We start from the raw sequence: 25629 nt of genomic DNA on the forward strand, positions 1-25629 counted from the left end.
CTCAGTCCAGTTTCTTCGCAAGCGTGCGGGTCGCGATCACGACCAGCACCACCGCATAGGCGGCAAGTGTCAGGTTGGCGCGCAGGATCTGCGGCCAGTAATCCCCCGCCATGAACAGGGTCTTGATCAACCCCATGAAATGCGTGGCGGGCAACAGGTTGCTGATCACCTGCATGGCGACGGGCACGTTGCGCAGGTCGAACACAAAGCCCGACAGCATCAGCGCGGGCATGAAACTGGCCAACAGCGCCATCTGGCTGGCAGCGAACTGGTTCCTTGTCACGCCCGAGATCACCAGCCCCAAGGCCAGCGACACCAGCAGATACAGAAGCGAGGACAGGATGATAATCCAAAGCGATCCGCGTATCGGTACGCCGAAGACGAATTTCGCGGCGATCAGGCACATGGTAAGGTCGATCACCCCGATCACCAGATAGGGGGCAAGCTTTGCCAGCACCATCTCGATCGGGCGGGCGGGGGTGACGAACAGGGATTCCAGCGTCCCGCGCTCCCATTCCCGCGCGATCAGAAGCGAGGTCAGGAAGGCTCCGATCAGGGTCATCACCAGCACGATCAGGCCGGGGACAAGGAACCATGTGCTGTTTCCCGCCTCGTTGAACCATGTCCGCTGGACAATCGCGACGCTGGCCGAGGCCGCAGGCCCGCCCTGCCGGTCCGAGATATGGGCCAGCGCCGTCTGGATCGCGCCGGTGGCGTAGCTTTCGATGGATTGCGCGGTGTTGGAATCGACACCGTTCAGGATCAGTTGCAGATGGCCCTGCCCGTGCAACAGATCGCGGGTGAACTCGGCGGGCACGCGCAGGATCGCGTCGGCCTGACCCGCGCGGATCAGGGCCTCGGCCTCGGGCATGGAATGGGTCCAGATCGGGCTGAGATAATCCGAGCCCGCCAGCCCTGCCACGGCATTCATCGTGGCGGCGGAACTGTCCTCCATCACCACGGCAATGCGGGCATCCGTCACGTCAAAGGACAGCCCGTAGCCGAACAGCAGGATCAGCACGACCGGCAGGGCCAGTCCGACGATCAGGTTGCTGCGGTCGCGCAGCATCTGGCGGACCTCTTTGCGGGTCAGCGCGATCAGGCGGGTGCGCGCGCCGCTCATGCCGCCTCGCGTCGGGCGCGGGCGGTCTCGACGATGGCGATGAAGGCGCTGTTCATGTCCCGCGCCCCCGCATCGCCCGCCAGTTCACGGACCTGCTGCGGCGTGCCGATGGCCAGCATCTCGCCCGCGTCCTGAATGGCGATGCGGTCGCAATATTCGGCCTCTTCCATGAAATGGGTGGTGACGATGATGGTGACGCCGCCCTTGGCCAGCGACGTGATCCTCCGCCAGAAGGCGCGTCGGGCCAGCGGGTCGATACCGCTGGTCGGCTCGTCCAGAAACAGGATCTCGGGGCGGTGCAGCAGTCCGGTCGCCATGGCAAGCCGCTGCTTGTAGCCAGCGGGCAGCAGACCGCTTTGCGCGGCGGGATCAAGGTCGAACTGACGGACGGTCTGGGCGATGCGGTCGCGCAGCAATCTGCCCCCCAGCCCATAGGCGCCGCCGAAGAATTCAAGGTTCTGGCGCACCGAAAGATTGCCGTAAAGCGCGAATTTCTGCGCCACATAGCCGATCCGCGCCCGTGCCTGCGCCCGCGCGACGCGCAGGTTGCGCCCCGCCACCTCAAGCTGGCCACTGGTCGCGGGCAAAAGCCCGCACAGCATCCTGAACGTCGTCGTCTTGCCTGCGCCATTCGGGCCGAGCAGGCCGAAAATCTCGCCCCGCCCGACCTGAAACGAGGTGCTGGCGACGGCGGTGAAATCGCCGAACTTGCGGACCAGATCACGCACGACAATCACCGGCTGGCCGTTATCTGCCGCGCCCGAGGGCGGCATGTCGGTCGCGACGGGTGACGCGCCCTGATCCTGCTCGCGCAAGAGGATCATGAAACTGTCCTCCAATTCCTCGGGGCGCGACGCGCTCGAGGCGCCATCAAGCAATCCGGCCAGTCGCGCCGCGTCGGCCTCGGGCCTGCGGATGAAGCGGACATTGCCACCCTGCGGAACCGCGTCGATGACCAGATCGGGCACGTCGATCAGCCGTGCCTGCAAATCCCGCGCCGGCATGCCCGCAATCGGGGTCGCGACGAAGGTCAGGCCACGCGCCTTTTCGCGCAGCTCCGCTGGCGTACCCGTGGCCAGAAGCCGCCCCCGATGCATGACATGGACCTGCGCGCAACGCTCGGCCTCGTCCATATACGAGGTGCTGACGATGACGCTTAGCCCCTCGTCATCGACAAGCTGCAGCACGATCTTCCACAGGTCGCGGCGCGACAGGGGATCGACGCCGACGCTGGGCTCATCCAGCAGCAGCAGATCGGGAGAGCGCACCAGCGTGCAGGCAAGGCCCAGCTTCTGCTTCATCCCGCCCGAAAGCTTGCCCGCCGGACGCGCGGTAAAGCGCGCCATGTCGGTCATTTCCAGCATCCGCGCGAAACGGTCGCGGCGCTGGTCCTGCGGCACGCCATGCAGATCGGCGTAAAGGTCCAGATTTTCCTGAACGCTCAGATCCTCGTACAGACCGAAGCGCTGCGGCATGTAACTGATCCGGTCCTGCACCTGCTGCGGGTCGCGCGCGACGTCGATGCCAAGGACGTGCAGACTGCCCTGATCGGGCTTCAGCAGGCCCGCGAACATCCGCATCAATGTGGTCTTGCCCGCGCCATCGGGACCGACCAGCGCGGTCAACTCGCCCTGCCTGACCGACAAAGACAAACCGTCTATCGCGGTGATCTCGCCAAGATCCTTGTCGCGAAAGCTTTTGCGCAGGGCCGTGGCCTCGACAGGCGCGGCGGTCATGGGGCGGCCCCGTCATCCAGCCGGACCGTCACCGGCTGGCCAAGGCGCAGCCGGTCTTCCTTGTCCGCGACGTTGATATGGACCTCGTAGACAAGGCTGGTGCGCAATTCCTCGGTCTGGACGGATTTCGGGGTGAACTCGGCCACCGACGAGATATAGCCGACCACGCCCGCGACCGGCTGATCGGGAAAGCTGTCGGTCACGATCTGCGCTGCCATGCCGGGGCGGATGCGGCCCAGATCGGCCTCGCGGACATAGACGCGGATCCATTTCGGATCAGTCAAGGCCAGCGCATAGACCGGAGATTGCGCGCTTGCCATATCGCCGGGTTCGCGCAGGCGCGAACGGATCACCGCATCAGCGGGCGCGCGTAATTCGCCCAAGGCGATATTGTGTCGCAAAAGCTCGAGCTGGGCCTCGGCCTCGCGCAGCTTCGCTTCTGCGGCAGCGATTTCTTCGGGGCGCGCGCCTGCAAGGATCAGATCCAGCGCGGCGGAATCCTGATCGACGGCGGCGTTCGCGGCCTTGGCCTCGGATTCGGTGCGGTCCAGATCCTGCTGGCTGGCGGTCCGCGAAGTCACCAGACGCGCGGCGCGGTCGCGTTGCAGATTGGCCAGTTCCGCCGAAGCCTTGGCCGAGGCGACCTTGGCGCGGGCCTGCGCGATTTCCTCGGGGCGCGAACCGGCCTGCAATTGCAGCAGGGCCTGTCGCTGGGCCTCGACCACGGCCTCTTGCGCCTTGGCCTGAAGTTGCAGCGCCTGCATGTCCAGCCGCGCGATCACCTCTCCGGCCCTGACCCTGTCGCCTTCCTGCGCGGCAAGTTCCGTGATGCGGCCGCTGCCGTCAAAGGCCAGCGCGACCTGCCGGATATCGACATTGCCGTAAAGCGTCAGCCCGTCCGCTTCGCCCGCGTTGCGCTGCTGCCACCAGAACCAGCCGCCGACAGCCAGAGCGGCGACAACAAGGATGGGCAGGATTTTTTTCATGGGGATGCCCCTGAAGGTCCAAGGATGCGGATCTGCACTTAGTCTAAATTGCTTTTAGATTAAATTCGGATTAAAGTCTAGCCTGTCGTTCTGGCACATCGCCTTGTTCCGACGGCCCCCCTGCGCGTAGAAGGCGTTCTCCCATGCTGCGAAGACCGGATTGAGATGAGCAAGACCACGACACGGAAACGACGCGCGACCCGCACCGATGGCGAGGCCACCCGCGCCCGCATCCTTGCCGTTGCGGGCGAGCGCTTCGCGGCCTCGGGCTTTGCCGACACCACCAGCAAGGATATCGCCGCCGAGGCCGAGGTCGATCTGGCCTCGATCAACTACCATTTCCGGGACCGCTCGGGCCTGTATCAGGCCGTTCTGACCGAGGCCCACCGCCGGATCGCCGATCTGCACGATCTTGAGCAACTCGTTGCCAGCGATGGTCCGGCGCAGGACAAGCTGAAGAACCTGATCCGGTTTCTTCTGGGCGGTCGTTCCGGACAGGTGCAATGGCCGATGGTGGTTCTGGGACGCGAGATCATCTCGCCCTCGTCGCATCTGCACGTCCTGCAAACTCAGGAAGTCCTGCCGAAGCTTCAGGTCATCCTGCCTGTGATCAGCGAAATCACCGCGATCCCGCTGGACCATCCGGCGCTGCTGCGCTGCCTGCCCTGCATCGCCGCGCCCTGCGCCGCTTTCGTTCTGCTCGGGCGCAGCGCCACCCCCATCGGCGAGAAGATCTTCGAAGCCCCGTTCGAGGAACTGGTCGCGCATCTGCACAGCTACGCCATCGGCGGACTAGAGGCGATCAGCCGGAGCTTCCGCGCGTCATCCGGCTAGATCGGGGCACGCCCAGCCGTTCAAGCCGCGATTCCTTGCATCCGCCAAAAACATGCATTTGCATGTTTGCATTCGCCATGCTAGGCGCGGGGAAATAGCCAAGAACCGTCGTTCCAAGCCAATCCACCCTCAGGAGACGAGAATGGCGCGCGAACGAATTCTGGCAACGACAATCCTGATGGCAGCGGCTCCGCTGCCTGCCTTGGCCCAAAGCACCTCGCCCGACACTGTGCCACCCAGCGGACAATCCGTGATGCTGGACCCGCTGGTCATGCGCGCCCGCGACGATGACGGAAACGCTGCGGATCGCGGTACCAGCGAATATGTCGCCGATGCGGAACTCGACCGTGCGCGGATGGGGGATCTGAAGGATCTGTTCGCGGGCATCGCCTCGGTTTCGGTCGGAGGCGCGATTCCGGTCGCGCAGAAGATATTCGTCAACGGCGTCGATATGCTGAACCTGTCGGTCACGGTTGATGGGGTCATGCAGAACAACCGCATCTTCCACCATGTCTCGGCCAATGCCTTCGATCCGGGGCTGATGAAATTCGTCCGCGTCGATGCCGGTGTCGCCGCCGCCGATGCCGGCCCGAATGCCATGGCGGGCGCGGTGGTGATGGAAACCGTCGATGCGGGCGACATCCTTGCCGAGGGCCGGAATATCGGCGGCAATATCCGCCTGTCCTATGCCGATAACGGCCAGACCTTTGGTCGCTCGGGGACGCTTGCCGGACGTTACGGCGGTTTCGAATGGCTGGGTTATCTGAAATCCGCCACGGGCGACGACTATGAAACCGGCGCGGGCGACACGGTCGAGGGATCGGCCGCCGACCTGCAAAGCGGGCTGCTGAAATTCGCCTACGAAACCGAGGACGGCCACCGTTTCGAGCTTTCGGGCCAGCGGATGCAGGACAATGCGCTGCGCCCCTATCGCGCGAATTTCGTCAGCGACGGCAGGCCCTTTCCGCTGCGCAACTACGACACCGACCGCCGCACCTATGCGCTATCCTACCAGAACACGCAGGCCGAGGGGATCTGGGACCCCCGTGTCGTCATCGGCTATTCCGAAGTCGATATCGGCGTTGCCCAGCCGCTTGAACCGGAACTTGGCACCAGTCGGGGCCTGAACAAGACGACCTCGGTGACGATCGAGAACCGCTTCCACCTTTCGGCGACCGACAGCGTCACGGCCGGTCTGGACTATTACGACCGCGATAGCCGCTACCGCGACGACGCCTCGGGCGATGTCACGGAAAGCGCGGAAAACATCGGCATCTACGCGCAGGCGCGGCTTGAGCCCAGCGACCGGCTTTCGGTCTCGTTCGGCGCGCGCTGGGACCGTCAGGACTTCACCGGCACGAGCGGCTGGCAGGACAGCTATTCGGGCTTCAGCGGCAATGCCTCGTTGTCCTATGCCGTGACCGAGACCCTGAAACTGCGCGGCGGGATATCGTCGGTCTTCGGTGGCGTCACGCTCGAGGACAACTTCATCTTCAATCCGGATTGGGACTATTCCGGCCTGAAAGCCGCCCGCGCCGAAAACTACACGCTGGGCTTCGATTACGAGTCAGGCGATCTGACCGTGGACGGCGAGTTGTTCCTGACCAGGATCGACGATGCCCGCGTCAGCAGCTTCCGCGAGAACGGGAACGCCGATGCCGAAAGCCGTGGCTTCAACCTTGGTCTGGGCTATGGCTGGGGCGACGGCTTCCTGCGGGCCAGCTATTCCTACAGCACGTTCGAGGTGAACGGGACCGGCACGGACAGCTATGCCGCCGTCGATCTGGGCGCGCCTTTGGGCGGAATTCTGGCGCTAGAAGTGCAGCACACCCCCTCGGGCAGCGCGTTCACCTTTGGCGGCAGCATCGAGGCCGCGCAGGCCTATGACGATCAGGAGGTCGATGCCGATCAGGGCATTCCCGGATATGGCGTGCTGAACCTGTTCACCGAATATGCCTCGGCTTCGGTCGAGGGGCTGGTGATCCGCGGCCAGATCGACAACCTGTTCGACAAGGAATATGCCGACCGCGCCACCTATGGTCAGGACTATTCCAGCGTGACCCCGCTTTACGAACCGGGGCGGACGGTTTCGGTCGTCGCGACGATGCGCTTCTAGGTTCAGCTATACAATCTGTTCAGGTAGCGGACGAGGTCATAGGCCTCGTCCGTTGTCATATGCGGGCCGATGGCGGCCTGAATGCGCTCGACATAGACCTGCCACACGCGGTCCTGCAGGCCGCGCGATGCCTCGGTCAGGTAAAGGTTCTGGCCCCTGCCCGCCCCCGCCACGGCCTCACGCCGGATCAGGCCCGCATCCTCCATCCGGGCGACATGGCGCGACAGGGCATATTGCGGAATGCACAGGCGTTCCTGCAGCGACAGCATCTGCACGCCGCCCTCGCCCGCCTGTTCGACCGCGTAAAGGATCTCGTACCAGACCGGATCACGGATACCCAGTTCGCGCAGGCTTTTCTCGATCTCGGGCATCAGGCTGCGCTGCACCCGCATCAGCCCGAAGAACACGCGGTTATAGGCGGTTCTGGGATTTCCATCGCCGAATTGCGGCTGGCCGTCGGCTGGCGTCTGGGGGGCAAGCAAAGCGATATCCTGACTGAACTGGCGTCACGATACCCGACCTGAAGCAGGATCGCGAGAGGCGGAAGACCCGCGCCATCAGTCGCAGGGATAATCCTGTCCCCAGATATCCCGACTGTCCCGACGCAACGCCCGACGCTCGGCGGCGGCCAATCGCGCCAGCGCATCGGCAAAGCCCGCCCCGCCGCAACGGGTGGCCTCGTGCCAGATCCGCCTGACCGAGCGCGGGCTCCACGGCAATGCGGCTTGCGCCAACCATTGCCGCAACTCTTTCGGCAGCCGGTCGAAACTGTCCATCGGGGCCGCGTTCCGGCGCTTTCGCAGCGACGAGGCGAGGTTGTTCGCGGGCGGCATGGCGCGCGTCCGGTCGGCAAGGGGCGTGGTCGGTCGCGTCACGCCCGATCCGCGCCCCAATTCGGGAACGGATCGTCAAGACCCTGCCATTTTTCCGGTTCGAAGGACGGGGCCGGGACCAGCGCCGCATCTAGCGCCTGACTGATGGCGGCCTGATCCATGCCCGCGCCGATAAAGACCAGCTCCTGCCTGCGATCGCCCCACGGCTCCTGCCAATGTCCGGCGACGGCATCCAGACTGTCGGTCAGCGTCGGCCAACGATCACGCGGGACTCCGGCCCACCAGCGACCCAGCGGGCTGACCGTGGCGGCCGCCCCTGCCAGACTGAATTCAGCGACCCAGTCGGGGCGCGTGGCGATCCAGAAATGCCCCTTGGCCCTGATCACGCCGGAAAGTTCGCCCTTCAGGACCGTGTGGATACGAACGGGATCGAAAGGCCTGCGGGCGCGGTAGACAAACGAGGAGACACCATATTCCTCGGTTTCGGGAACATGATGGGCGAAACCGTAAAGCTCTTTGGCCCAAAGCGGATGTTCATGCGCCTTGTCGAAATCGAATCGTCCCGTGTCAAGGATCACGCCCATATCGACCCGCGCATGGTCGGCCTCGACGACATGCGCATCGGGATTGAGCGCGCGGATGATCTGTCTTGCCTGTTCCAGCTTCTGCGGACCGGCGGCGCTGATCTTGTTCAGCACGATCACATCGGCGAATTCGATCTGGTCGGTCAGCAGATCGACCAGCGTCCGGTTGTCACCCTCGCCCAGACTTTCGCCGCGTGCCGACAGGAAATCATGGCTGGAGAAATCGGCCGTCAGGTTTGCGGCATCGACGACCGTCACCATCGTGTCCAACCGCGCGAGGTCCGACAGGCTTTCGCCATCTTCATCACGGAAGTCAAAGGTCGCGGCCACCGGAAGCGGCTCGGCGATGCCGGTGGATTCGATCAGCAGGTAGTCGAAACGCCCCTCATGCGCCAGACGGCGCACCTCTTGCAGCAGGTCGTCACGCAGGGTGCAGCAGATGCAGCCATTGGTCAGTTCGACCAGCTTTTCCTGCGATCTCGACAATTCGGCTCCGGCGCGGATCAGGTCGGCGTCGATATTCACCTCGGACATGTCATTGACGATCACCGCGACCCTGCGTCCGGCGCGGTTGTTCAGGACATGGTTCAGAAGCGTCGTCTTGCCCGCCCCGAGAAAGCCCGACAGGACCGTGACGGGCAGGCGGTGATCGCGGGGTTCGGCTGTGACGGGCATCGGTATTTCCAATTTGATATGTTATATCGTAACATTATTAGCGGGCGCGAACGGGCCTTGCAAGGGGCTGTCGGGCGCGGCCAGCGCAGGTTTCTGGGCGAAAAACCGCCCCCGACCACATGCGTCGTTGCGAAAATGCCGCCCAGCGAATAGGTCCGGACGATGCGTTCCGGATCACATCTCGCAGCCCTTCTCCTGCTTTTGCCGCTTTCGACACCGGCAAACGCGCATCCGCATGTCTTCATCGACACGGATTTCAGTCTGGTCTTCTCGCCCTCGGGCGAGCTTCAGGCGATCCGCGTCGATTGGGCCTATGACGAGTTCTATTCGCTGCTGATGATCGAGGAAAACGGTCTGGACAGCGATGGCGACGGCACCCCCGAACAGGAGCGGCTGGACGCCTTTGCCGGTCAGGATGTCGATTGGGCGGCGGGCTTTCCCGGAGATTTCTCGGTCGAGATCGCGAGTCAGCCGGTCACTCTGCGCGGCCCCGAACAGCACAAGGTCCGCTTCGAGAACGGACGGGTCATCACCTCGCATATCCGGCCTCTGGCCTCGGCGGTCGCTGTCGCGGGGGCGGATATCGTGGCGCGGTCCTATGATCCCAGCTATTTCGTGGCCTATGATGTCCCGAAAGAGCCGCGCATCGACGGGCGCGACGATTGTCGGGTGCGGCGCGACAAGGCCGATGAAGCTGCGGCACAGGCCAAATATGGCGAGAAGCTGGCCGCGCTTGACGTCACCGACGACCCGTTTCAGGAAATCGAGATTCCCGATATCGGCATCCTTTTCGCCGACAGTTTTGTGGTGTCATGCGACGCGCCATCCTGATCGTCCCGCTGGTCCTGTTCGCGGCGCTGCTGTGGTGGCTGGCGGCCGGAATGGACCTGCAGCTTGCCAGATGGGCGGCGGGCTGGCAGCGCGATTTCCAGAACCAGCTTGCGGGCATCCTGCGGTCGCTCCGCGCGCATGAAACCGGCGCGTCAGGCGTCCTGCTGACCCTGTGTTTCGGCTATGGCTTCTTCCATGCGCTGGGGCCGGGTCATGGCAAGGTCATCATCGGCGGCTACGGTCTGGGCCGGAACGTTCCCCTGCTGCGCCTGTCGCTGATCTCGGTTCTTGCCGCGCTGGGTCAGGCGACTACGGCGATCCTGCTGGTCTGGCTGGGGATGCTGACCCTTGGCCTGACCCGCACGCAACTGACAACGCTGGCCGAGGGGCATCTGATCTCGGCCAGCGCGGTTGCGACCGGACTTGTCGGGCTGTGGCTGGCGTTCCGTGGGGCGGCCAAGCTGCTGCGGCAGCGCCAAGCCGCAACCCATTCCGATCACCATCACCACGACGACCATTGCGGCTGCGGTCACAGCCACGGCCCGACGCCGGAACAGTTGCGCCAATCGGGTAGCCTGCGCGAGATGCTGGCCCTGATCCTTGGCATCGCGATCCGGCCGTGTTCCGGAGCGATCCTGCTGCTGGTGCTGACATGGCATATGGGCATCCTGACCGCCGGACTGTTGGGCGTCATCGCCATGTCGATGGGCACGGCCACCCTGACGATCGTCGTCGCGGGCCTCAGCGTCTTTGCCCGCGAGACCACGGTCCTTTCGGCGGGTCAGGCGGGATATTCCCGTCAGGTTCTGCCGCTGTTCGAAGTGCTGGCCGGTCTGGGCATCGCCGCGCTTTCGCTGGGCATGATCGCCTAGCCTCACCCGACCGCGCCCTCGCCGCGCGTCGGGTTCGCGCCCGTCACAGAACAATTCTTTCCTTTCGCGCGGTCGCCGCGATGACCCCGCTTCTCTTTGGCGGGGACTCTTTGGAATGGAGCGCCCGAGAAATCACGGTAAATTAAGTCGTGAATAATCCCGCACGGCCATTCCGGCCAATCGAGAGCGCCATGACACCCAACCGCCTTATCCTGTCCACCGCCATTTTCACGGCGCTCGGGCTGCCCGCATGGGCCGAGAACCTGCGCATCGGATGGCAACAGATCGTCGAGCCCGCCCGCGTCGCGCAGGCGCAGGGCCTATACGAAACCGCGACCGGCGCGGAGATCGAATGGAAGCTGTTCGGAGGCGGCGCAGATGTGATCGCGGCCATCGCCTCGGGGGCGATCGATATCGGCTATGTCGGCTCCTCGCCCCTGACCGCGGCGGCCTCGCAGCAATTGCCGGTCGAGACGGTCTATGTCGTCGGCAATATCGCCGAGGCCGAGGCGCTGGCGGTCAAGGGCATCACTGATCCGGCCGACATCAAGGGGAAAAAGATCGCGACACCCTTTGTCTCGACCGCACATTATTCGCTGCTGACGGCGCTTGGCCATTGGGGCGTCGATCCCGCCGAAGTCAGCCTACTGAACCTGCGCCCGCAAGAGATCGGCGCGGCATGGGAACGCGGCGATATCGACGGGGCCTATGTCTGGGATCCGGTGCTGAACCAGATCAAGGCCAGCGGTGGAACGGTTCTGGCCGACAGCAAACAGGTCGCGGATTGGGGCGGACCGACCTTTGACGCATGGATCGTCCGCAAGGATTATGCCGAAAAGAACCCCGCAATCGTCACCGCCTTCGTCAAGACCACGGGCGCGGCGACCGACGCCTATCTGGCCGATCCGGCGGCATGGGGACCCGACAGCCCCGAGGTGGCCGAGATCGCCCGACTGACCGGAGCGCCCGCCGCCGACGTGCCCGCGCTGCTTCGGGGCTATGCGTTCGCCGGATTGGCCGACCAGACCTCTGACAGTTTTCTGGGCGGAGCGACGGCCAAGGCGCTGAAGGCGACGGCGGGTTTTCTGGAAGCGCAGGGCTCGGCCAAGGCCTTGGCCGATTACGCCCCCTATGTGAACGCCAGCTACGCCAGCGCGGCGCTGAAATGACCGCGCCGCAGCGCCCCGATGCGGTCCTGTCGCTCGGCGACGTGACCTTGCGCTACGGCGCCGCAGCGCCCGTGCTTGCCGGTGTCTCTCTGGCGATCCGGCGCGGCGAGTTCGTCAGCCTGATCGGGCGCTCGGGTTCGGGGAAAACCACGGTGCTGAACCTTGCGGCGGGCTTTCTGGGCCCGTCTTCGGGGCAGGTGCTGATCGACGGTCGATCCGTGCGCGGACCGGGGCCGGAGCGGGCCGTGATCTTTCAGGATGACGGGTTGCTGCCATGGCTCAACGTCGCGGCAAATGTCGCTTTGCCGCTGAAACTGGCGGGCATCGGTGCCGAGGCAAGACGCAGGGTCGCGCTGGACCTGCTGGGCTCGGTCGGGTTGGCAGATCAGGGCGACAAGCCTATCTGGCAGATGTCGGGCGGACAGCGCCAGCGCATCGGTCTGGCCCGCGCCTTGGCGGCCCGCCCCGAATTCCTGCTGATGGACGAACCCCTTGGCGCGCTGGACGCGATGACGCGGGAACGGATGCACGGGCTGATCCTGAAGCTTTGGCGCGACAGTCATGCCGGAGCCCTGCTGATCACCCATAGCATCGAGGAAGCACTGTTTCTATCGACCCGCGTCGTCGTTCTGACCCCCTCGCCCGGACGCATCACCCATGAGGAAAAGACCCTTTGGGGCCGCCGCTTCCTTGCCGGAGAAGATCCCCGCGCGCTCAGGTCCGAACCGGAATTCATCGCCGCCCGCGAGCGGCTGGTGGACGCCATCCATGCCCGCGAGGCCGCGTGATGACCGATAGCGCCATCGACGGCCCCGCTATGCCCCTGTCCCCGAAACCACGCCCGCCGCGTTCCATTCCGGTCGGGCCGGCCCTTGCACTGGCCACGATGGCAGCGGTTCTGCTGGTCTGGAGCATCGCCTCGGCGCGGGGCTGGGTGTCGCCGGTCTTCCTGCCCTCGCCCTTGCGGGTCGCGCAGGCCATCCACCGCGCTGCGACCGAAGGCTATGCCAATGCCCTGCTATGGCAGCATGTCGCGGCCAGCCTGTGGCGGGTGCTGGCGGCGCTGGTCGCGACCATGGCGGTCGGAATTCCGGTCGGCGTGCTGATCGCGACCTCGCGCGTCGGGCGCGGCATTCTGGACCCCCTGGTCGAGTTCGTCCGCCCACTACCGCCCTTGGCCTATCTGCCGCTCATCATCATCTGGTGCGGCATCGGCGAGCCTTCCAAGATCCTTGTCATCGGCATCGCCATGCTGGCGCCCATCGTCATCTCGACCGCAGCGGGGCTGCGCGCAGCGGGCGAAAGCCAGATCCGCGCCGCGCGGGCCTTTGGCGCGACCCGCTGGCAGGTGGTCCGCTACGTCCTGCTGCCTGCCGCGCTGCCCTCGATCCTGACCGGAATCCGCATCGCGCTTGGCGCGGGCTGGACAACGCTGGTCGCGGCCGAGCTGGTCGCGGCCACCCGTGGCCTTGGCTACATGATCCAGTTCGCCGCGCAATTTCTGGTCACCGACATGGTGATCGCGGGGATTCTGGTGATCTCGGCGCTCGCCACGATTTCCGAGATCGGGCTGCGCCTGATCGAGCGGCGCTTCGTGCCGTGGATCGGAAAGAACTGACCCCCAGTCGCAAGGATTTCCCCATGACCATCCATGACCCCAGATCGCAACCCCTGACCAGCCCTCCGGTCGCGCCGGACCGGATCGAGACCCGCGCCCAGGCGCTTGAGGCCGCGCGTCATCTCGCCGCCGACTGGGCCCCGAAGGCCGCCGAGCGCGACCGGCACCGCATCCTGCCCTTTGACGAGATCGCCGCCTTCACCGCCTCGGGGTTGGGGGCGCTGACCGTGCCAAAGGCCCATGGCGGGCCGGGGCTGGATTATCTGACGCTGGCCGAGGTGTTCGAGATCCTATGTGCGGCGGACAGTTCGGTCGGCCAGATCCCGCAGAACCATTTCGGCGTCCTCCAGCTTCTGTCCGAAGCGGGCAGCCCCCAGCAGAAAGCGCGCTGGTATGCCGAGGTGCTGGCCGGTGCGCGGATCGGAAATGCAGGGCCGGAAAAGGGTCGCAAGGCCCTGACCCATAACACGACCGGACTATCGCGCGGCACGGATGGCGATCTGCGGCTGAACGGTCGGCGCTTCTATTCGACGGGCGCGATCTTTGCCCATTGGATTCCGACCCGCGCCAATGACGAACAGGGCCGCCCCGTACAGGTCTGCGTTCCCCATGACGCGGCAGGAGTCGAGGTCATCGACGACTGGTCAAGCTTCGGCCAGCGGACGACCGCCTCGGGGACGGTGGTTTTCGACAATGTGCGGATACCCCCTGACCAGATCATTCCGGTCTGGCAGCGGGCGCAGGTTCCGGGGCTGGCGGGACCGGTCTCGCAACTGGTGCAAGCCGCCATCGACAGCGGCATCGCCATCGGGGCCTTGGACGAAGCCATCGCCTTTGTCCGCGACAAGTCGCGGCCCTGGGTCGATTCCGGCGTCGCCCGTGCTCAGGACGATCCATATATCATCGCCGAGATCGGCCGGTTGCAGATCGACATATGGGCGGCCCGCGCGGTCCTGCATGACGCCGCGCGCCTGCTGAACCAGATCGCCGCCAGCGAGATCACCGAGGAATCCAGCGCCCGCGCCTCGGTCGCGGTAGCCGAGGCCAAGATCCTGACCTCGGAAGCCGCGCTGAACACCGCCGAGAAGCTTTTCGAACTGGCCGGTTCATCCGCCACCCGCGCCGCGCCGAATCTGGGCCGGATCTGGCGCAACGCCCGCGTCCATACGCTGCATGACCCGCTGCGCTGGAAATACCACCTGCTGGGCAACTGGCACCTGAACGACGCCCTGCCCGCACGTCATCAATGGAACTGACATGACCAAGACCGCCCCCCAGCCCGCCCCGCCCCCCGCCGAGGTCCACCTGATCGCGAGTGACGCGGAAGCCATCGAGACCGCCCACAGCCTTGCCGCCGAATTCGCGGCCTATGCCTCGGTGCGCGACCGTGACCGCATCCTGCCATGGCAACAGCTGGAACGTTTCAGCGCCTCGGGACTATGGGGGATCAGCGTGCCCCGCGAACATGGCGGGGCCGGAGTCTCGGTCGTGACGCTGGCGCGGGTCATCGCCATCATCGGCGCGGCGGATGGCTCGCTGGCCCAGATTCCGCAGAACCATTTCTACGCGCTGGAAGTCCTGCGCAGCGGCGGCAGCCCCGACCAACAGGCCCGCTTCAACGCGCTGGCGCTGGCGGGCCACCGCTTCGGCAACGCGCTGGCCGAGATCGGCGCAAGGGATTTCAACCGCCGCACCCGACTAAGCCGCGATGGCGACAGGCTGTTCGTCACCGGACAGAAATTCTACTGCACCGGAGCGATCTTTGCCCATTGGATCCCGACCCTTGTCGTGGACGAGGACGAGCGCCAGCAGATCGTCTTCATCCCGCGCGCGGCGGACGGCGTCTCGGTCACGGATGACTGGGACGGGTTCGGGCAGCGCGTGACCGGATCTGGCTCGGTCGCGTTCGACAGGGTCGAGGTGCAGCCGGACTGGGTCGTGCCGTTCCAGTCGAGTTTCGAGAACCCGACCCCGATCGGCCCTCTGGCGCAGATCCTGCATGCGGCAATCGACCTTGGCATCGGCAAGGGGGCGTTTCAGGACACGCTGCCCTTCATCCATGAACGCGCAAGGCCGTGGCTGGATTCGGGGGTGGACCGCGCCGCCGACGATCCCTTGCTGGTCGCGGGCGTCGGTGATGTCGCGCTGCGCCTGCGCGCCGCCGAGGCATTGCTGCACCGCGCCGGACGCGCCGTGGACGAGGCCATCGCCGACACGACGGATTTCACCGTGGCGCAGGCCTCGCTTGCGGTCGCGGCGGCGCGGGCGCTGACGACGACGGCGGGCCTTCTGGCCGCATCGAAACTGTTCGAGCTGACCGGAACCTCGGCCACCCTGACCGAGGACAATCTGGACCGGCACTGGCGCAATGTCCGCACCCACAGCCTGCACGATCCGGTGCGCTGGAAATACCACGCGATCGGCAATCACAGCCTGAACGGCATCAATCCGCCGCGACACGGAGCAATCTGATGGCATATGAGAAACTGGGCCGGCACATCATCGTCAACGCCTTCAACATGAACTCGGTCGGCCATATCAATCACGGCCAATGGACCCATCCGCGCGACCGCTCGCAGGATTACACGCGTCTGGATTACTGGACCGATCTGGCGAAAACGCTGGAGCGCGGCCTGTTCGACGGGCTGTTTCTGGCCGATATCCTTGGCACCTACGACATCTATGGCGGTGGCGTCGATCTGACGCTGCGCGAATCCGTGCAACTGCCGGTCAATGATCCGGTGCTGCTGGTCTCGGCCATGGCGGCGGTGACGCAGAATCTGGGTTTCGGCGTCACGGTGAACGTCAATCAGGAAGCGCCATACACCTTTGCCCGCAGGCTTTCGACGCTGGATCACCTGACCGGGGGCCGGATCGGCTGGAACATCGTGACCGGCTATCTGGACAGCGCGGCCCGCGCGGTCGGGCGCGACGGCCAGTCGGGACACGATCAACGCTACGATCAGGCCGACGAATATCTCGATGTGCTTTACAAGCTGATGGAAGGATCGTGGGATGATGACGCGGTGATCCGCGATCCCGCCGCCCGCATCTATGCAGATCCGGCGAAGGTCCGGAAGATCACCCATCATGGCCGCTTCTACGATGTCGAGGGCTGGCATTTGTCCGAGCCCTCGCCGCAGCGGGTTCCGGTGCTGTTTCAGGCCGGTACCTCGGGTCGCGGCAAGCTGTTCGCCGCGCGCCATGCGGAATGCGTCTTCATCTCGGCCCCCGAAAAGGAACTGGCGCGCAAGGCCGCCCGCAGCATCCGCGAGGCGGTGCGGGATGCGGGCCGAGATCCCGCCGATATCCGCATCATCATCGGGATCAATGTCGTCACCGACCGCAGCGCGAAAGCCGCGCGCGAGAAGCTTGAGGAATACCGCCTCCATTCCAGTCCCGAGGCCGGCCTGGTGCATTTCGCGGCTTCGACCGGCATCGATTTCGCGCGCTACGGTCTGGACGAGCGCATCCCCTATGGTCCGACAAACGCGATCCAGTCGGCCACCCAGCTTGCCGAAAGCCGCGGCTGGACCAAGCGCGACCTTCTGGGGCAACTCGCGCTGGGAGGCCGTTATCCTTTGGCAGTAGGCACGCCCGCCGAAGTCGCCGACGAGCTGGAAAGCTGGATGCGCGAGGGCGAGATCGACGGCTTCAACCTGACGCGGCTGGCCACGCCCGAAACCTACGAGGATTTCGCGGATCTGGTCGTGCCGGAACTGCAATCGCGGGGCAGCTTCAAGACCGCCTATGGCGCCGGAACCCTGCGCCGGAAGCTGTTCGGCAATGGCGACCGTCTGCCCGCAAGCCACGCGGCGCATGAGTTCCGGCCCGGCAGCACGCTGGCCGCAGCCGAGTAGCGGCACGGACCGGAAAGCGAAAAGCCCCGGCGGGATCGACCCGCCGGGGCTTTTGCGGTCCGTCCGACCGCCTTAGCGCACTTTCAGACGACGCACCGCTAGATCGCCCGTAAATTGCACCGCCGAGACCAGAAGGATCAGGATCGCGATCACCACCAGCATCACCGTGGTATCGAAGCGCTGGTATCCGTAACGGATCGCCACATCGCCCAAGCCCCCCGCCCCGACCGCGCCCGCCATGGCGGATGCGCCGATCATCGAGACCACCGTGATGGTGAACCCTCCGACGATGCCGGGCAGCGCTTCGGGCAGAAGCACGTGGCGGACGATATCCCAGCGGCGGCAGCCGATGGATTGGGCGGCCTCGACCAGACCCGGATCGACCTCGCGCAGCGATACCTCGGCGATGCGGGCGAAAAAGGGCGTGGCCGAGACCGCCAGCGGCACAATGGCCGCCCAGACCCCGATGGTCGTGCCGGCAACCAGTCGGGTAAACGGGATCAACGCCACCAGCAGCACGATGAAGGGCACGGCACGGAACCCGTTCACCAGCCAGCCGACGGCGCGGTTCAGGCGCGGCGCGGCCAGAAAGCCGCCCGGACCCGAGACGACCAGAAAAACGGCCAGCGGAATGCCCAATGCCACCGCGACTCCGGCCGAGACCGAAACCATGACCAGCGTATCCCAGAATGCCTGCTGCAGGCGGTCAACCATCTGTGCTGTCAACATAACCCAGTACCCTCATGCTGTCCGAGACACCCGCAAACGCGTCGGGCTGCGTCATTGGCCCCAGCGCCAGAACGATCTTGCCGATGGCGCGTCCCTGAATGCGGTCAATCTGCGACAGGACCAGCCGTAGCGGACCATCCCCCGCCAAGCGGGCCAGCCGCGCCAGATCGGGCACGGCCAATCCGGCAAAGCCGAGTTCGACGATGGCGTGATCCTGCGGATCGCGGCGGTCCTTGCGCAGGCGGCAGGCCAGATCTTCGGGCAATGCGTGCTGCAGCGGCTGAAGCAGCGCCCGCGTCGCGTCATGCTGCGGCGCCCCGAAGACTTGCCAGACGGGGCCTTCCTCGGCCAGTTCGCCGCGTTCGAGGACCAGAACGCGGTCGCAGATTTCGCGTATCACGCTCATTTCATGGGTGATCAGCACGATGGTCAGCCCGAGCCGCTGGTTGATGTCGCGCAAAAGCCGCAAGATCGCGCCGGTCGTCTCGGGGTCCAACGCCGAGGTCGCCTCGTCGCAAAGCAGGATCTCGGGGCGGCTGACAAGGGCGCGGGCAATGCCGACGCGCTGCTTCTGGCCGCCCGACAAGCGAGAGGGATAGCTCTCGCCCTTGCCGGACAGACCGACAAGCCCCAACGCCTGCTCGACCCGCCGCGCGATCTCGGCCGCGGGCAGGCCCGCCACGCGCAGCGGCAGGGCCACGTTCTCGCGCACGGTCTTGGCCGAAAGCAGGTTGAAGTGCTGGAAGATCATGCCGACGCGGCGGCGCAACGCGACCAGCCCCGTCTCGTCCAGACCCGAAATGTCCTGCCCGTCGATCAGAACGCGGCCCGAACTGGGCTGTTCCAGCCGGTTGATCGTGCGCAGCAGGCTGGACTTGCCCGCGCCCGAGCGCCCGATAATGCCGAAGATCTCGCCCGCGCAGATATCGAGGTCGATGGCGTTGAGCGCTACGACCTTTCCGGCGGCCGAGACATAGGTCTTGCCCAGCCCTTCAAGCCGGACGGTTCCCGCCTTGCGGATGGCTGCGGCTGGGGCAGCGGCGTCAACCGCCGCCCCCCTGTGCAGGATCGCCGACGCGCCCGCCATCAGCTTTGCCACGCGAGGATATACAGCTTGTCGCTGTCGGCGAAGGATTTGTGGACCTGATCCTTGACGGCTTGCGAGGCATGGAACAGGTCGATGAACTGCGCGATGCGCGGATCGTCCTTGTCCTTGGCGCGCGCGACAAAGCTGACCGCGAATTGCTTGTCCTCGATACCGGAATAGATCAGGCCCGAGGCCGGATCGAAGGCCCCCGACGCTACGATGAAATGCGGATAGCCCTGCGCCAGATCGACATCGCCGGTGATGCGGACCAGTTGCGGCCCCTCGACCTCGGTGAAGGTCAGTTGTTTGGGGTTCTCGGTGATGTCGTCCAGCGTCCCAAGGAATCCGACGCCCTCGCGCAGCTTGACCAGACCGGCACGCTCGAGCAGCAGCAGACCGCGACCCTGATTGACCGGATCGTTGGCGATAGCGACGCTGCCGCCTTGCGGGATCTGGTCAAGGCTTGAGTGCTTCAGCGAATAAAGACCCAGATTGGCCAGAATGCCCTGACCGACGACCTCGAAATCATAGCCGCGTTCCTTTTCGGCGTTTTCAAGGAAGGGCCGGTGCTGGAAGAAGTTCAGGTCGATATCGCCCGCTTCAAGCGCGACATTTGGCGTGGTCCAGTCGCTGAACTCGACCACCTCGACGTCAAGGCCCTTGGCCTTGGCCTCGGTCGCGGCGACCTCGACGGCATCGCCATAAGCGCCGGGAACGACGCCGATCTTCAACGGGTCCGCCACGGCGAAACCGGCCAGTGACAGGGTGGCGGCAAGCGCCACAGCAGCAAGTTTCATTGTCTTCTCCATAAGTTGACCCCTGCCCGCTCAGTCGAGCCAGGGCAGCGAATAAAGCCGAGGATCATGCGCGTTCGATGTGTCGATCTGCGAACGGACATTGGCCGAGTTCTGGTAGATCCCGATAAAGCGCGCGACCTCGGGATCGGTCGCGTTGTCGTCGCGGGTGACGAACCTGATGGCGAATTGCCGATCCGCCAGTCCCGAATAGATCAGCGCCTTGCCGGCAAAATCGGCGCGTCCGGCATTCACGAAATGCGCGGGATAGCCCTGTGCCAGATCGACATCGGCAATGGCGCGGACAAGTTGCGGCCCCTCGATCTCGACGAATTCCAGATCGCGGGGATTGTCGGTCACGTCGTCCAGTCCGGCCTTCCATCCGGCATTCGGGTCCAACCCGATCAGCCCCGCCGCTTGCAGCAAGGACAGCCCCCTGCCCTGATTGACCGGATCGCTGGCAACCGCGACCCGCGCGCCCTTGGGTATATCGTCAAGGGACTGGAACCGCTCGGAATACAGTCCGATATTCGGCAGGATCCCCAATGCGACATCGCGCAGATCATAGCCGGTTTCGCCGACCGCGTTTTCAAGGAATGCCTGATGCTGGAAGTAGTTCAGATCCAGATCGCCATTCTCCAGCGCCAGATTTGGCGTGGTCCAGTCGCCGAACTCGACCACCTCGACCTGCAGGCCGCTGTCGCGGGCCTCGCGCGCGGCGACCTCGATCGAATCCGCCAAGGCTCCCGGAGTCACCCCGACCTTGATCCCGCCCAAGGCCGGTTGCGTCGCTGCAAACAACAGCGCCACCATCCAGCCGTATCGTCCTATTACACCCATTCCATGCCCCGATCATCGGTTTTGGATCGTGTCCTGATAAAACACGACTGATATGATCGTTTTAATTCGGGGCCGCAGGTGAAACCATTCCAAAGAGCCACCCCGAAAGAGGCGCATCTTCCAAAACCGGTCGCCAAAAGATGAAGGAATGGTATCGGCGCGCTTCCTGCCAGCGGGTCGAATCAAGAGCGGGTCGTCAGGGGGCGTCACGTCGTGAACGAGCGGTGACCCCGCCATCGCATCAGCTATCCCGCGCAATATCTTGTCCGCTCATGGAAAATTGCTTGCCAGAATCGCGGAAACCCATCATTCATTTACGCAAGAAACAGAATAAGACGGCCAAAAGCGTAACAACGCATCCTGAAAAGCGACAATTGGCCGGATATTGAGGGCAGGCACAGTGAACAATATGCGGCCACGGACACGAATCGACAAGCTGGTGGGCGGACATGCCGCTGCCCTCTCCGAACGGCTGCAAGCCCATCGCGAGCAACTGTTCCCGCCCGATGCGAAACGCGAGTTGCGCAAGTTCACCTCGGGCGAAGTCGCTGAATTGCTTGGCGTAAAGGACGCCTATCTGCGCAAGCTCGATCTTGACGGCAAGGGCCCCTCGCCCGAGACGCGGGCCGGCGGACGCCGCTATTACAGCCCCGCCGACATTCTGGCCCTGCGCGAAATGCTGGAGAAAGGCGCAAAGTCGCCGGGAACCTACCTGCCCGGACGGCGCGAGGGCGACCATCTACAGGTCATCACCGTCATCAACTTCAAAGGCGGCTCGGGCAAGACGACGACCGCCGCACATCTGGCACAGAAACTGGCGCTGGATGGCTACCGCGTTCTGGGGATCGACCTTGACCCGCAGGCCAGTTTCTCGGCGCTGCACGGGGTCCAGCCCGAATTCGACCTGCCCGATGGCGGTACGCTTTACGACGCCATCCGCTACGAAGATCCCGTACCGCTGCGCTCGGTGATCCAGCAGACCTATTTCACCAATCTGGACCTGATTCCGGGCAATCTGGACCTGATGGAGTTCGAACACGCAACACCGATGGCGTTGCGCGAACGCTCGGGTAGCTATTTCTTTACCAGAATTGGCGATGCTCTGGCCGAAGTCGAGAAAGACTACGACATCGTGGTGATCGACTGCCCGCCGCAGCTTGGATTCCTGACCATGTCCGCCCTGTCCGCTGCAACGGCAATTCTGGTGACCGTGCATCCGCAAATGCTGGACGTCATGTCGATGTGCCAGTTCCTGCTGATGACCTCGAACCTGCTGGGGGTCGTGGCCGAAGCGGGCGGCAGCATGGACTATGACTGGATGCGCTACGTCATCACCCGCTACGAGCCGGGCGACGGGCCGCAAAACCAGATGGTCAGCTTCATGCGCTCGATGTTCGGCGAAAACGTCCTGAACCATCCGGTCTTGAAATCTACGGCGATCTCGGATGCGGGCATCACCAAACAGACCTTGTACGAGGTTGAAAAATCACAGTTTACCCGCGCCACCTATGAGCGCGCGATCGAAAGCCTGAACGCCGTGAATGGCGAGATCGAGGGATTGATCCAAGCGGCCTGGGGCCGCAGCAAGGGGGTATGATGGCACGCAAGGACCTTTTGAAGGATCTGATGAGCGGACCATCGACCAGCGACGAGTCAAGGCCCCTGCCCCGCTCGGATCGGGGCGCGATCGGCGCGGTCTCGAAGTCGATCAGCGAGTTGCGCAGCCGCGCGATCATCGAGGTCCAGCCCGAACTGATCGACCATGCCGGTATCCGTGACCGGTTGGATGACGATCCTTCGGGCATTGAATCGCTCAAGGATTCGCTGCGCGAATATGGCCAGCAGGTTCCGGTCCTTCTGCGCCATTCCCCGAATTTCGAGGGCCGCTACGACATCGTTTTCGGACGTCGCCGCGTCATGGCGATGCGCGAATTGAACATGCCGGTCAAGGCGATGGTCCGGACGCTGAACGATCAGGAACTGGTCGTCGCGCAGGGTCAGGAAAACTCGGCGCGCAAGGATCTGAGCTTTATCGAAAAGGCGAATTTCGCCGCCCAGATGGTCAAGGCCGGATTCGAGCGCAAGGTGATCTGCGATGCGCTGTCGATCGACAAGACCGTGATCTCTCGGATGCTGACCGTCACCGATGCAGTCCCCGAGGAACTGATTCAGGCAATCGGCGCGGCCCCCTCCGCAGGGCGCGACCGCTGGCTTGGATTGTCCCAGAAAATTCAGGGCCGTTCGGTTCAGGATATGGTCGAGGCAGCCGTCGGCAAGGATTCCGACAGCCGTTTCGCGGCGGTTCTCGAAGCCTTGGCCGTCCCGCGCCCGAAATCCGCACAGCAGGTGCTTCGCGGCAATGGCGGCGAGCGGTTGGGTCAGGCGAAACGCGGTAAAAACAAGTCAATGATCGAGCTTACCGGCGAAGGAAACGCCTTTGGCGAGTGGCTGATCCAGAACATTCATGAGGTTCACCGTGACTGGCTTAGCAAACAGCCAGCACGCGGACATAAGGAAAACTAAGCAGAATCAACAAGGAGGCACGAACAGGCAAAAGAAAAGCCCCCCAGGACTGAAGATCCCGAAGGGCCGTTTTCTCGATGTAGCACTCGCAGATAACGGCAAAAGTTGACATCTGTCAACAGCGTCTTTCAGGCGGGCGGCTAACTATTGCTGCGTGAATATCAGAATGAGGCATATTTCCACGACGCCTTTCGGGCGGCGGATGATTTCGGCTGTCCATCTTGCACATCAAACCATGGCCGAGGCCCCTGCCCCCGCGCCCGTAGCGGATAAATGGGCGTTGCTCCGCGACCTGACCGAGGCCCGCGCCCATTTCGCGGTTTCGGATCGTGATCTGGCCGTGCTGTCGGCCCTGCTGACGTTCCATCCCGGCAAATCTCTGGATGACGGCCCTGCCCTGATCGTTTTCCCTTCGAACCAGTCCTTGTCCGCGCGCGCCCACGGGATGCCCGAAAGCACCCTTCGCCGCCATATGGCCGCTTTGGTTCGCGCGGGACTGGTCCTGCGGCATGACAGCCCTAACGGCAAACGCTATGCGATGCGGGATCAGGACGGCCAGATCGACCACGCCTTCGGGTTCGACCTGCGCCCCCTATTGATCCGCGCGGACGAAATCACCGACGCAGCCCATGCTGCGCGCCAGACCGCGCAGCAGTTGCGCAACCTGCGTCAACTTGCGGTACTGCGCCTGCGTGATGCCTCGAAGCTGGTTCTATGGTTGATCGAGACCGGAACCCCTCGCGATATTCCGGTTGCCGAGCGACTTGCCGGATTGCAGCGCCGCTTGCGCCGCAAACTGGACATGGCGGAACTGCATCGTCTGATCGCCGACACCGAAGAAATCCTGCGGGAACTATCCCGCCTTTTGCCCGTCAATCCGGAATTAATGAGCGGCGATGACAGCCAGAATGAGCGGCACTATCAGAATTCAAACCCTGATATCCAAGAATCTGAATCTTGCCATGAAACAGATCCACAAACGGAAAGCTCACGAACAAAGGTTCAGGAACCCCCGCTTGAACTTGTTCTGAAAGCCGCATCAGAAATCAATATCTACGCCCCGTCACCGATCCAATCATGGCGGGATCTTTGGCAAACCGCTTGCGTCCTAAGACCCATGCTGGGGATCGACCAAAGATTGTGGTCCGAAGCCTGCAGCCGAATGGGACAATCTTCGGCGGCAATCGCGCTGGCCTGCATTCTGGAGCGTGTGCAGACAATCAGATCACCGGGGGCCTATTTGCGGCGGCTTACCGAGAAAGCCCGACTGGGGGAATTTTCGACCGGCCCGATGGTGATGGCATTGTTGAATGGCAAGACACATTCCGCATGAGAGTTGACAGCTGTCAACTTAGGCCGTTCCCGTCAACTGACAGGAATATTCTCGCGGAAAACGACTTGCAGACGCGGCGGATATTCGCTTTCCGTCGTGCCCCGAACCGCCGAGACCAGCAAGCGAACGACCTCGCGCGCCTCGACCCGTGGGTTCTGATCGATCACGGCGTCCATCGTGCGGTCGATCAGCATCAGGCGCGTGGCGTCGGTCAGGTCGTGCCCGATGAAGACGGTCTTGCGACCCAGATGCGCGTCGCGCAAGGCACGGGCGATCCCCTGATTCCCCGAGCCGATATTGTAAACTCCGGCGACCGGACCCTCGGCCAGAATCCGGCGCATCTCGTCAAAGGCGCGGTCCCGATCATCGCCCAGTTCGGCCCATGCCCTGATGCGCAATTCGGGGAAGTCCTCGGCAAGGATCGACCGGAAGCCCATCTCGCGTTCCTCATGTCCGCGATAGGTCCGCGAGCCGACAAACAGCACGATGTCGCGGGCGACACCTTCGCCAAGGAAGCGTCCCATCAGCAGACCGGCAAGCCGACCGGCGGCGCGATTGTCGACGCCGACATAGCCGACCTTGTCCACCGAGGCGACGTCCGAGACCAGCGTGGCGACCTTGACGCCGGACTGGACCAAGGCATTCAGTTCCTCGCGCACCTCGGGACGATCAGGGGCAACGACGCCGACCGCATCGGTCTGGCCGCGCAGTTCCGACAGGCGGCGCGCGACATTGCCCGCGTTCCATTCCTCGACATCATGGATGCGCAAGGACAGGTCCGAGCGGGTCGTGGATTCCTCGATCAGCCAATTGCGCAGATTGCGCATGAAGCTGTTCGTTCCGGCGGGCAGGACGAAATCCAGACGCAGCGCCGATGAATGCGACAGGGTAGGGGGGCCGAAATAACCCAACTCTCCGGCAATCCGCAAAATTATCTCACGTGTGCGGTTTCGAACACCCGGACGTTGGTTCAGGACCCGATCCACCGTGGCAGTCGAGACGCCCGCGCGGGCCGCAATCTCCGAAATGGTCGTCCGCATAATGTCACCTGAAGTGATCTGTTGCGAGAAATTGGCCGGAATTCTG

General features: G+C 64.1%; 24 protein-coding genes. 13 read left to right on the plus strand and 11 right to left on the minus strand.

All coding sequences use genetic code 11. The features are described from left to right. Position 1: 1 nt before the first annotated feature. Genes GL286_RS12210 through GL286_RS12220 form a run of 3 tightly spaced genes read right to left on the minus strand, consistent with a single transcriptional unit; the run spans position 2 to position 3845 of the window. A complete protein-coding gene (locus GL286_RS12210; protein WP_155095841.1) occupies positions 2-1123 on the minus strand; it encodes an ABC transporter permease in 1122 nt (373 codons plus the stop codon). Further along, positions 1120-2859, minus strand: coding sequence for an ATP-binding cassette domain-containing protein (locus GL286_RS12215; protein ID WP_155095842.1), 1740 nt, complete (start codon positions 2857-2859; stop codon positions 1120-1122). The genes GL286_RS12210 and GL286_RS12215 overlap by 4 nt, the downstream gene beginning before the upstream one ends. Next, on the minus strand, positions 2856-3845 hold the full coding sequence (locus GL286_RS12220; protein WP_155095843.1) for an HlyD family secretion protein: 990 nt from the start codon (positions 3843-3845) through the stop codon (positions 2856-2858). Before GL286_RS12220 ends, GL286_RS12215 begins: the two co-directional genes overlap by 4 nt. 165 nt (positions 3846-4010) lie before the next feature. On the opposite strand from GL286_RS12220, the gene GL286_RS12225 reads away from it, so the two are divergent. Beyond that, entirely contained in the window at positions 4011-4679 is a 669-nt protein-coding gene (locus GL286_RS12225) for a TetR/AcrR family transcriptional regulator (RefSeq protein WP_155095844.1), read from the plus strand. A gap of 142 nt (positions 4680-4821) precedes the next feature. Beyond that, the gene (locus tag GL286_RS12230; protein WP_246184931.1) at positions 4822-6795 is read left to right on the plus strand and encodes a TonB-dependent receptor domain-containing protein; all 1974 of its coding nucleotides are present in this window, start codon (positions 4822-4824) and stop codon (positions 6793-6795) included. Between the two features lie 2 nt (positions 6796-6797). Here the strand turns inward: GL286_RS12230 and GL286_RS12235 are convergent, their stop codons facing one another. The 3 genes from GL286_RS12235 to GL286_RS12245 all read right to left on the minus strand — a co-directional run bounded on the left by GL286_RS12235 (position 6798) and on the right by GL286_RS12245 (position 8887). Then, the gene (locus GL286_RS12235) at positions 6798-7277 is read right to left on the minus strand and encodes a MarR family winged helix-turn-helix transcriptional regulator (protein ID WP_246184932.1); all 480 of its coding nucleotides are present in this window, start codon (positions 7275-7277) and stop codon (positions 6798-6800) included. A 75-nt stretch (positions 7278-7352) separates the two neighbouring features. After that, complete coding sequence (locus GL286_RS12240; RefSeq protein WP_343038883.1) at positions 7353-7670, minus strand: DUF6525 family protein; 318 nt, start codon at positions 7668-7670, stop codon at positions 7353-7355. After that, complete coding sequence (locus GL286_RS12245) at positions 7667-8887, minus strand: GTP-binding protein (RefSeq protein ID WP_155095845.1); 1221 nt, start codon at positions 8885-8887, stop codon at positions 7667-7669. The genes GL286_RS12240 and GL286_RS12245 overlap by 4 nt, the downstream gene beginning before the upstream one ends. A 162-nt stretch (positions 8888-9049) precedes the next feature. Between GL286_RS12245 and GL286_RS12250 the strand changes: the two genes are divergently transcribed. The 8 genes from GL286_RS12250 to GL286_RS12285 all read left to right on the plus strand — a co-directional run bounded on the left by GL286_RS12250 (position 9050) and on the right by GL286_RS12285 (position 17237). Then, positions 9050-9718 (plus strand): DUF1007 family protein, encoded by a 669-nt coding sequence (locus GL286_RS12250; protein ID WP_155095846.1) that lies wholly within the window; start codon positions 9050-9052, stop codon positions 9716-9718. After that, entirely contained in the window at positions 9700-10590 is an 891-nt protein-coding gene (locus GL286_RS12255; protein ID WP_155095847.1) for a nickel/cobalt transporter, read from the plus strand. Before GL286_RS12250 ends, GL286_RS12255 begins: the two co-directional genes overlap by 19 nt. Before the next feature lie 191 nt (positions 10591-10781). Next, positions 10782-11759 carry a taurine ABC transporter substrate-binding protein gene (gene tauA / locus GL286_RS12260; RefSeq protein ID WP_155095848.1) on the plus strand — a complete coding sequence of 326 codons (978 nt, stop codon included), beginning with the start codon at positions 10782-10784 and terminating at the stop codon, positions 11757-11759. Beyond that, positions 11756-12547, plus strand: a complete 792-nt coding sequence (locus GL286_RS12265; protein WP_155095849.1) for a taurine ABC transporter ATP-binding protein — start codon at positions 11756-11758, stop codon at positions 12545-12547. The genes tauA and GL286_RS12265 overlap by 4 nt, the downstream gene beginning before the upstream one ends. Beyond that, positions 12547-13377 (plus strand): ABC transporter permease subunit, encoded by an 831-nt coding sequence (locus tag GL286_RS12270; protein WP_155095850.1) that lies wholly within the window; start codon positions 12547-12549, stop codon positions 13375-13377. Before GL286_RS12265 ends, GL286_RS12270 begins: the two co-directional genes overlap by 1 nt. Positions 13378-13400: 23 nt before the next feature. Beyond that, a complete protein-coding gene (locus GL286_RS12275) occupies positions 13401-14633 on the plus strand; it encodes an SfnB family sulfur acquisition oxidoreductase (RefSeq protein WP_155095851.1) in 1233 nt (410 codons plus the stop codon). A gap of 1 nt (position 14634) precedes the next feature. Then, positions 14635-15849 carry an SfnB family sulfur acquisition oxidoreductase gene (locus GL286_RS12280; protein WP_155095852.1) on the plus strand — a complete coding sequence of 405 codons (1215 nt, stop codon included), beginning with the start codon at positions 14635-14637 and terminating at the stop codon, positions 15847-15849. Next, positions 15849-17237 carry an LLM class flavin-dependent oxidoreductase gene (locus GL286_RS12285; protein WP_155095853.1) on the plus strand — a complete coding sequence of 463 codons (1389 nt, stop codon included), beginning with the start codon at positions 15849-15851 and terminating at the stop codon, positions 17235-17237. Before GL286_RS12280 ends, GL286_RS12285 begins: the two co-directional genes overlap by 1 nt. 72 nt (positions 17238-17309) lie before the next feature. Here GL286_RS12285 and GL286_RS12290 read toward each other — a convergent pair whose 3' ends face one another. The 4 genes from GL286_RS12290 to GL286_RS12305 are packed head-to-tail and all read right to left on the minus strand — an operon-like array spanning position 17310 to position 20687. Then, positions 17310-17966: a methionine ABC transporter permease gene (locus tag GL286_RS12290; RefSeq protein WP_211596321.1), complete on the minus strand. Its 657-nt coding sequence runs from the start codon at positions 17964-17966 to the stop codon at positions 17310-17312. Then, positions 17944-19053: a methionine ABC transporter ATP-binding protein gene (locus tag GL286_RS12295; RefSeq protein WP_155095854.1), complete on the minus strand. Its 1110-nt coding sequence runs from the start codon at positions 19051-19053 to the stop codon at positions 17944-17946. The genes GL286_RS12290 and GL286_RS12295 overlap by 23 nt, the downstream gene beginning before the upstream one ends. After that, the gene (locus GL286_RS12300) at positions 19053-19850 is read right to left on the minus strand and encodes a MetQ/NlpA family ABC transporter substrate-binding protein (RefSeq protein ID WP_155095855.1); all 798 of its coding nucleotides are present in this window, start codon (positions 19848-19850) and stop codon (positions 19053-19055) included. Before GL286_RS12300 ends, GL286_RS12295 begins: the two co-directional genes overlap by 1 nt. A 30-nt stretch (positions 19851-19880) precedes the next feature. Then, positions 19881-20687: a MetQ/NlpA family ABC transporter substrate-binding protein gene (locus GL286_RS12305; RefSeq protein ID WP_155095856.1), complete on the minus strand. Its 807-nt coding sequence runs from the start codon at positions 20685-20687 to the stop codon at positions 19881-19883. A 409-nt stretch (positions 20688-21096) separates the two neighbouring features. Here GL286_RS12305 and repA point away from each other — a divergent pair, with 409 nt between their 5' ends. The 3 genes from repA to repC all read left to right on the plus strand — a co-directional run bounded on the left by repA (position 21097) and on the right by repC (position 24543). Next, complete coding sequence (gene repA / locus GL286_RS12310) at positions 21097-22284, plus strand: plasmid partitioning protein RepA (RefSeq protein WP_155095857.1); 1188 nt, start codon at positions 21097-21099, stop codon at positions 22282-22284. After that, positions 22284-23210, plus strand: coding sequence for a plasmid partitioning protein RepB (gene repB / locus GL286_RS12315; RefSeq protein ID WP_155095858.1), 927 nt, complete (start codon positions 22284-22286; stop codon positions 23208-23210). Before repA ends, repB begins: the two co-directional genes overlap by 1 nt. Before the next feature lie 166 nt (positions 23211-23376). Continuing rightward, complete coding sequence (gene repC / locus GL286_RS12320; protein WP_155095859.1) at positions 23377-24543, plus strand: plasmid replication protein RepC; 1167 nt, start codon at positions 23377-23379, stop codon at positions 24541-24543. Between the two features lie 32 nt (positions 24544-24575). Here the strand turns inward: repC and GL286_RS12325 are convergent, their stop codons facing one another. Beyond that, positions 24576-25583 (minus strand): LacI family DNA-binding transcriptional regulator, encoded by a 1008-nt coding sequence (locus GL286_RS12325; protein ID WP_155095860.1) that lies wholly within the window; start codon positions 25581-25583, stop codon positions 24576-24578. Positions 25584-25629: the final 46 nt, after the last annotated feature.

Source organism: Paracoccus aestuariivivens (assembly GCF_009711225.1).
GTDB classification, from domain to species: domain Bacteria; phylum Pseudomonadota; class Alphaproteobacteria; order Rhodobacterales; family Rhodobacteraceae; genus Paracoccus; species Paracoccus aestuariivivens.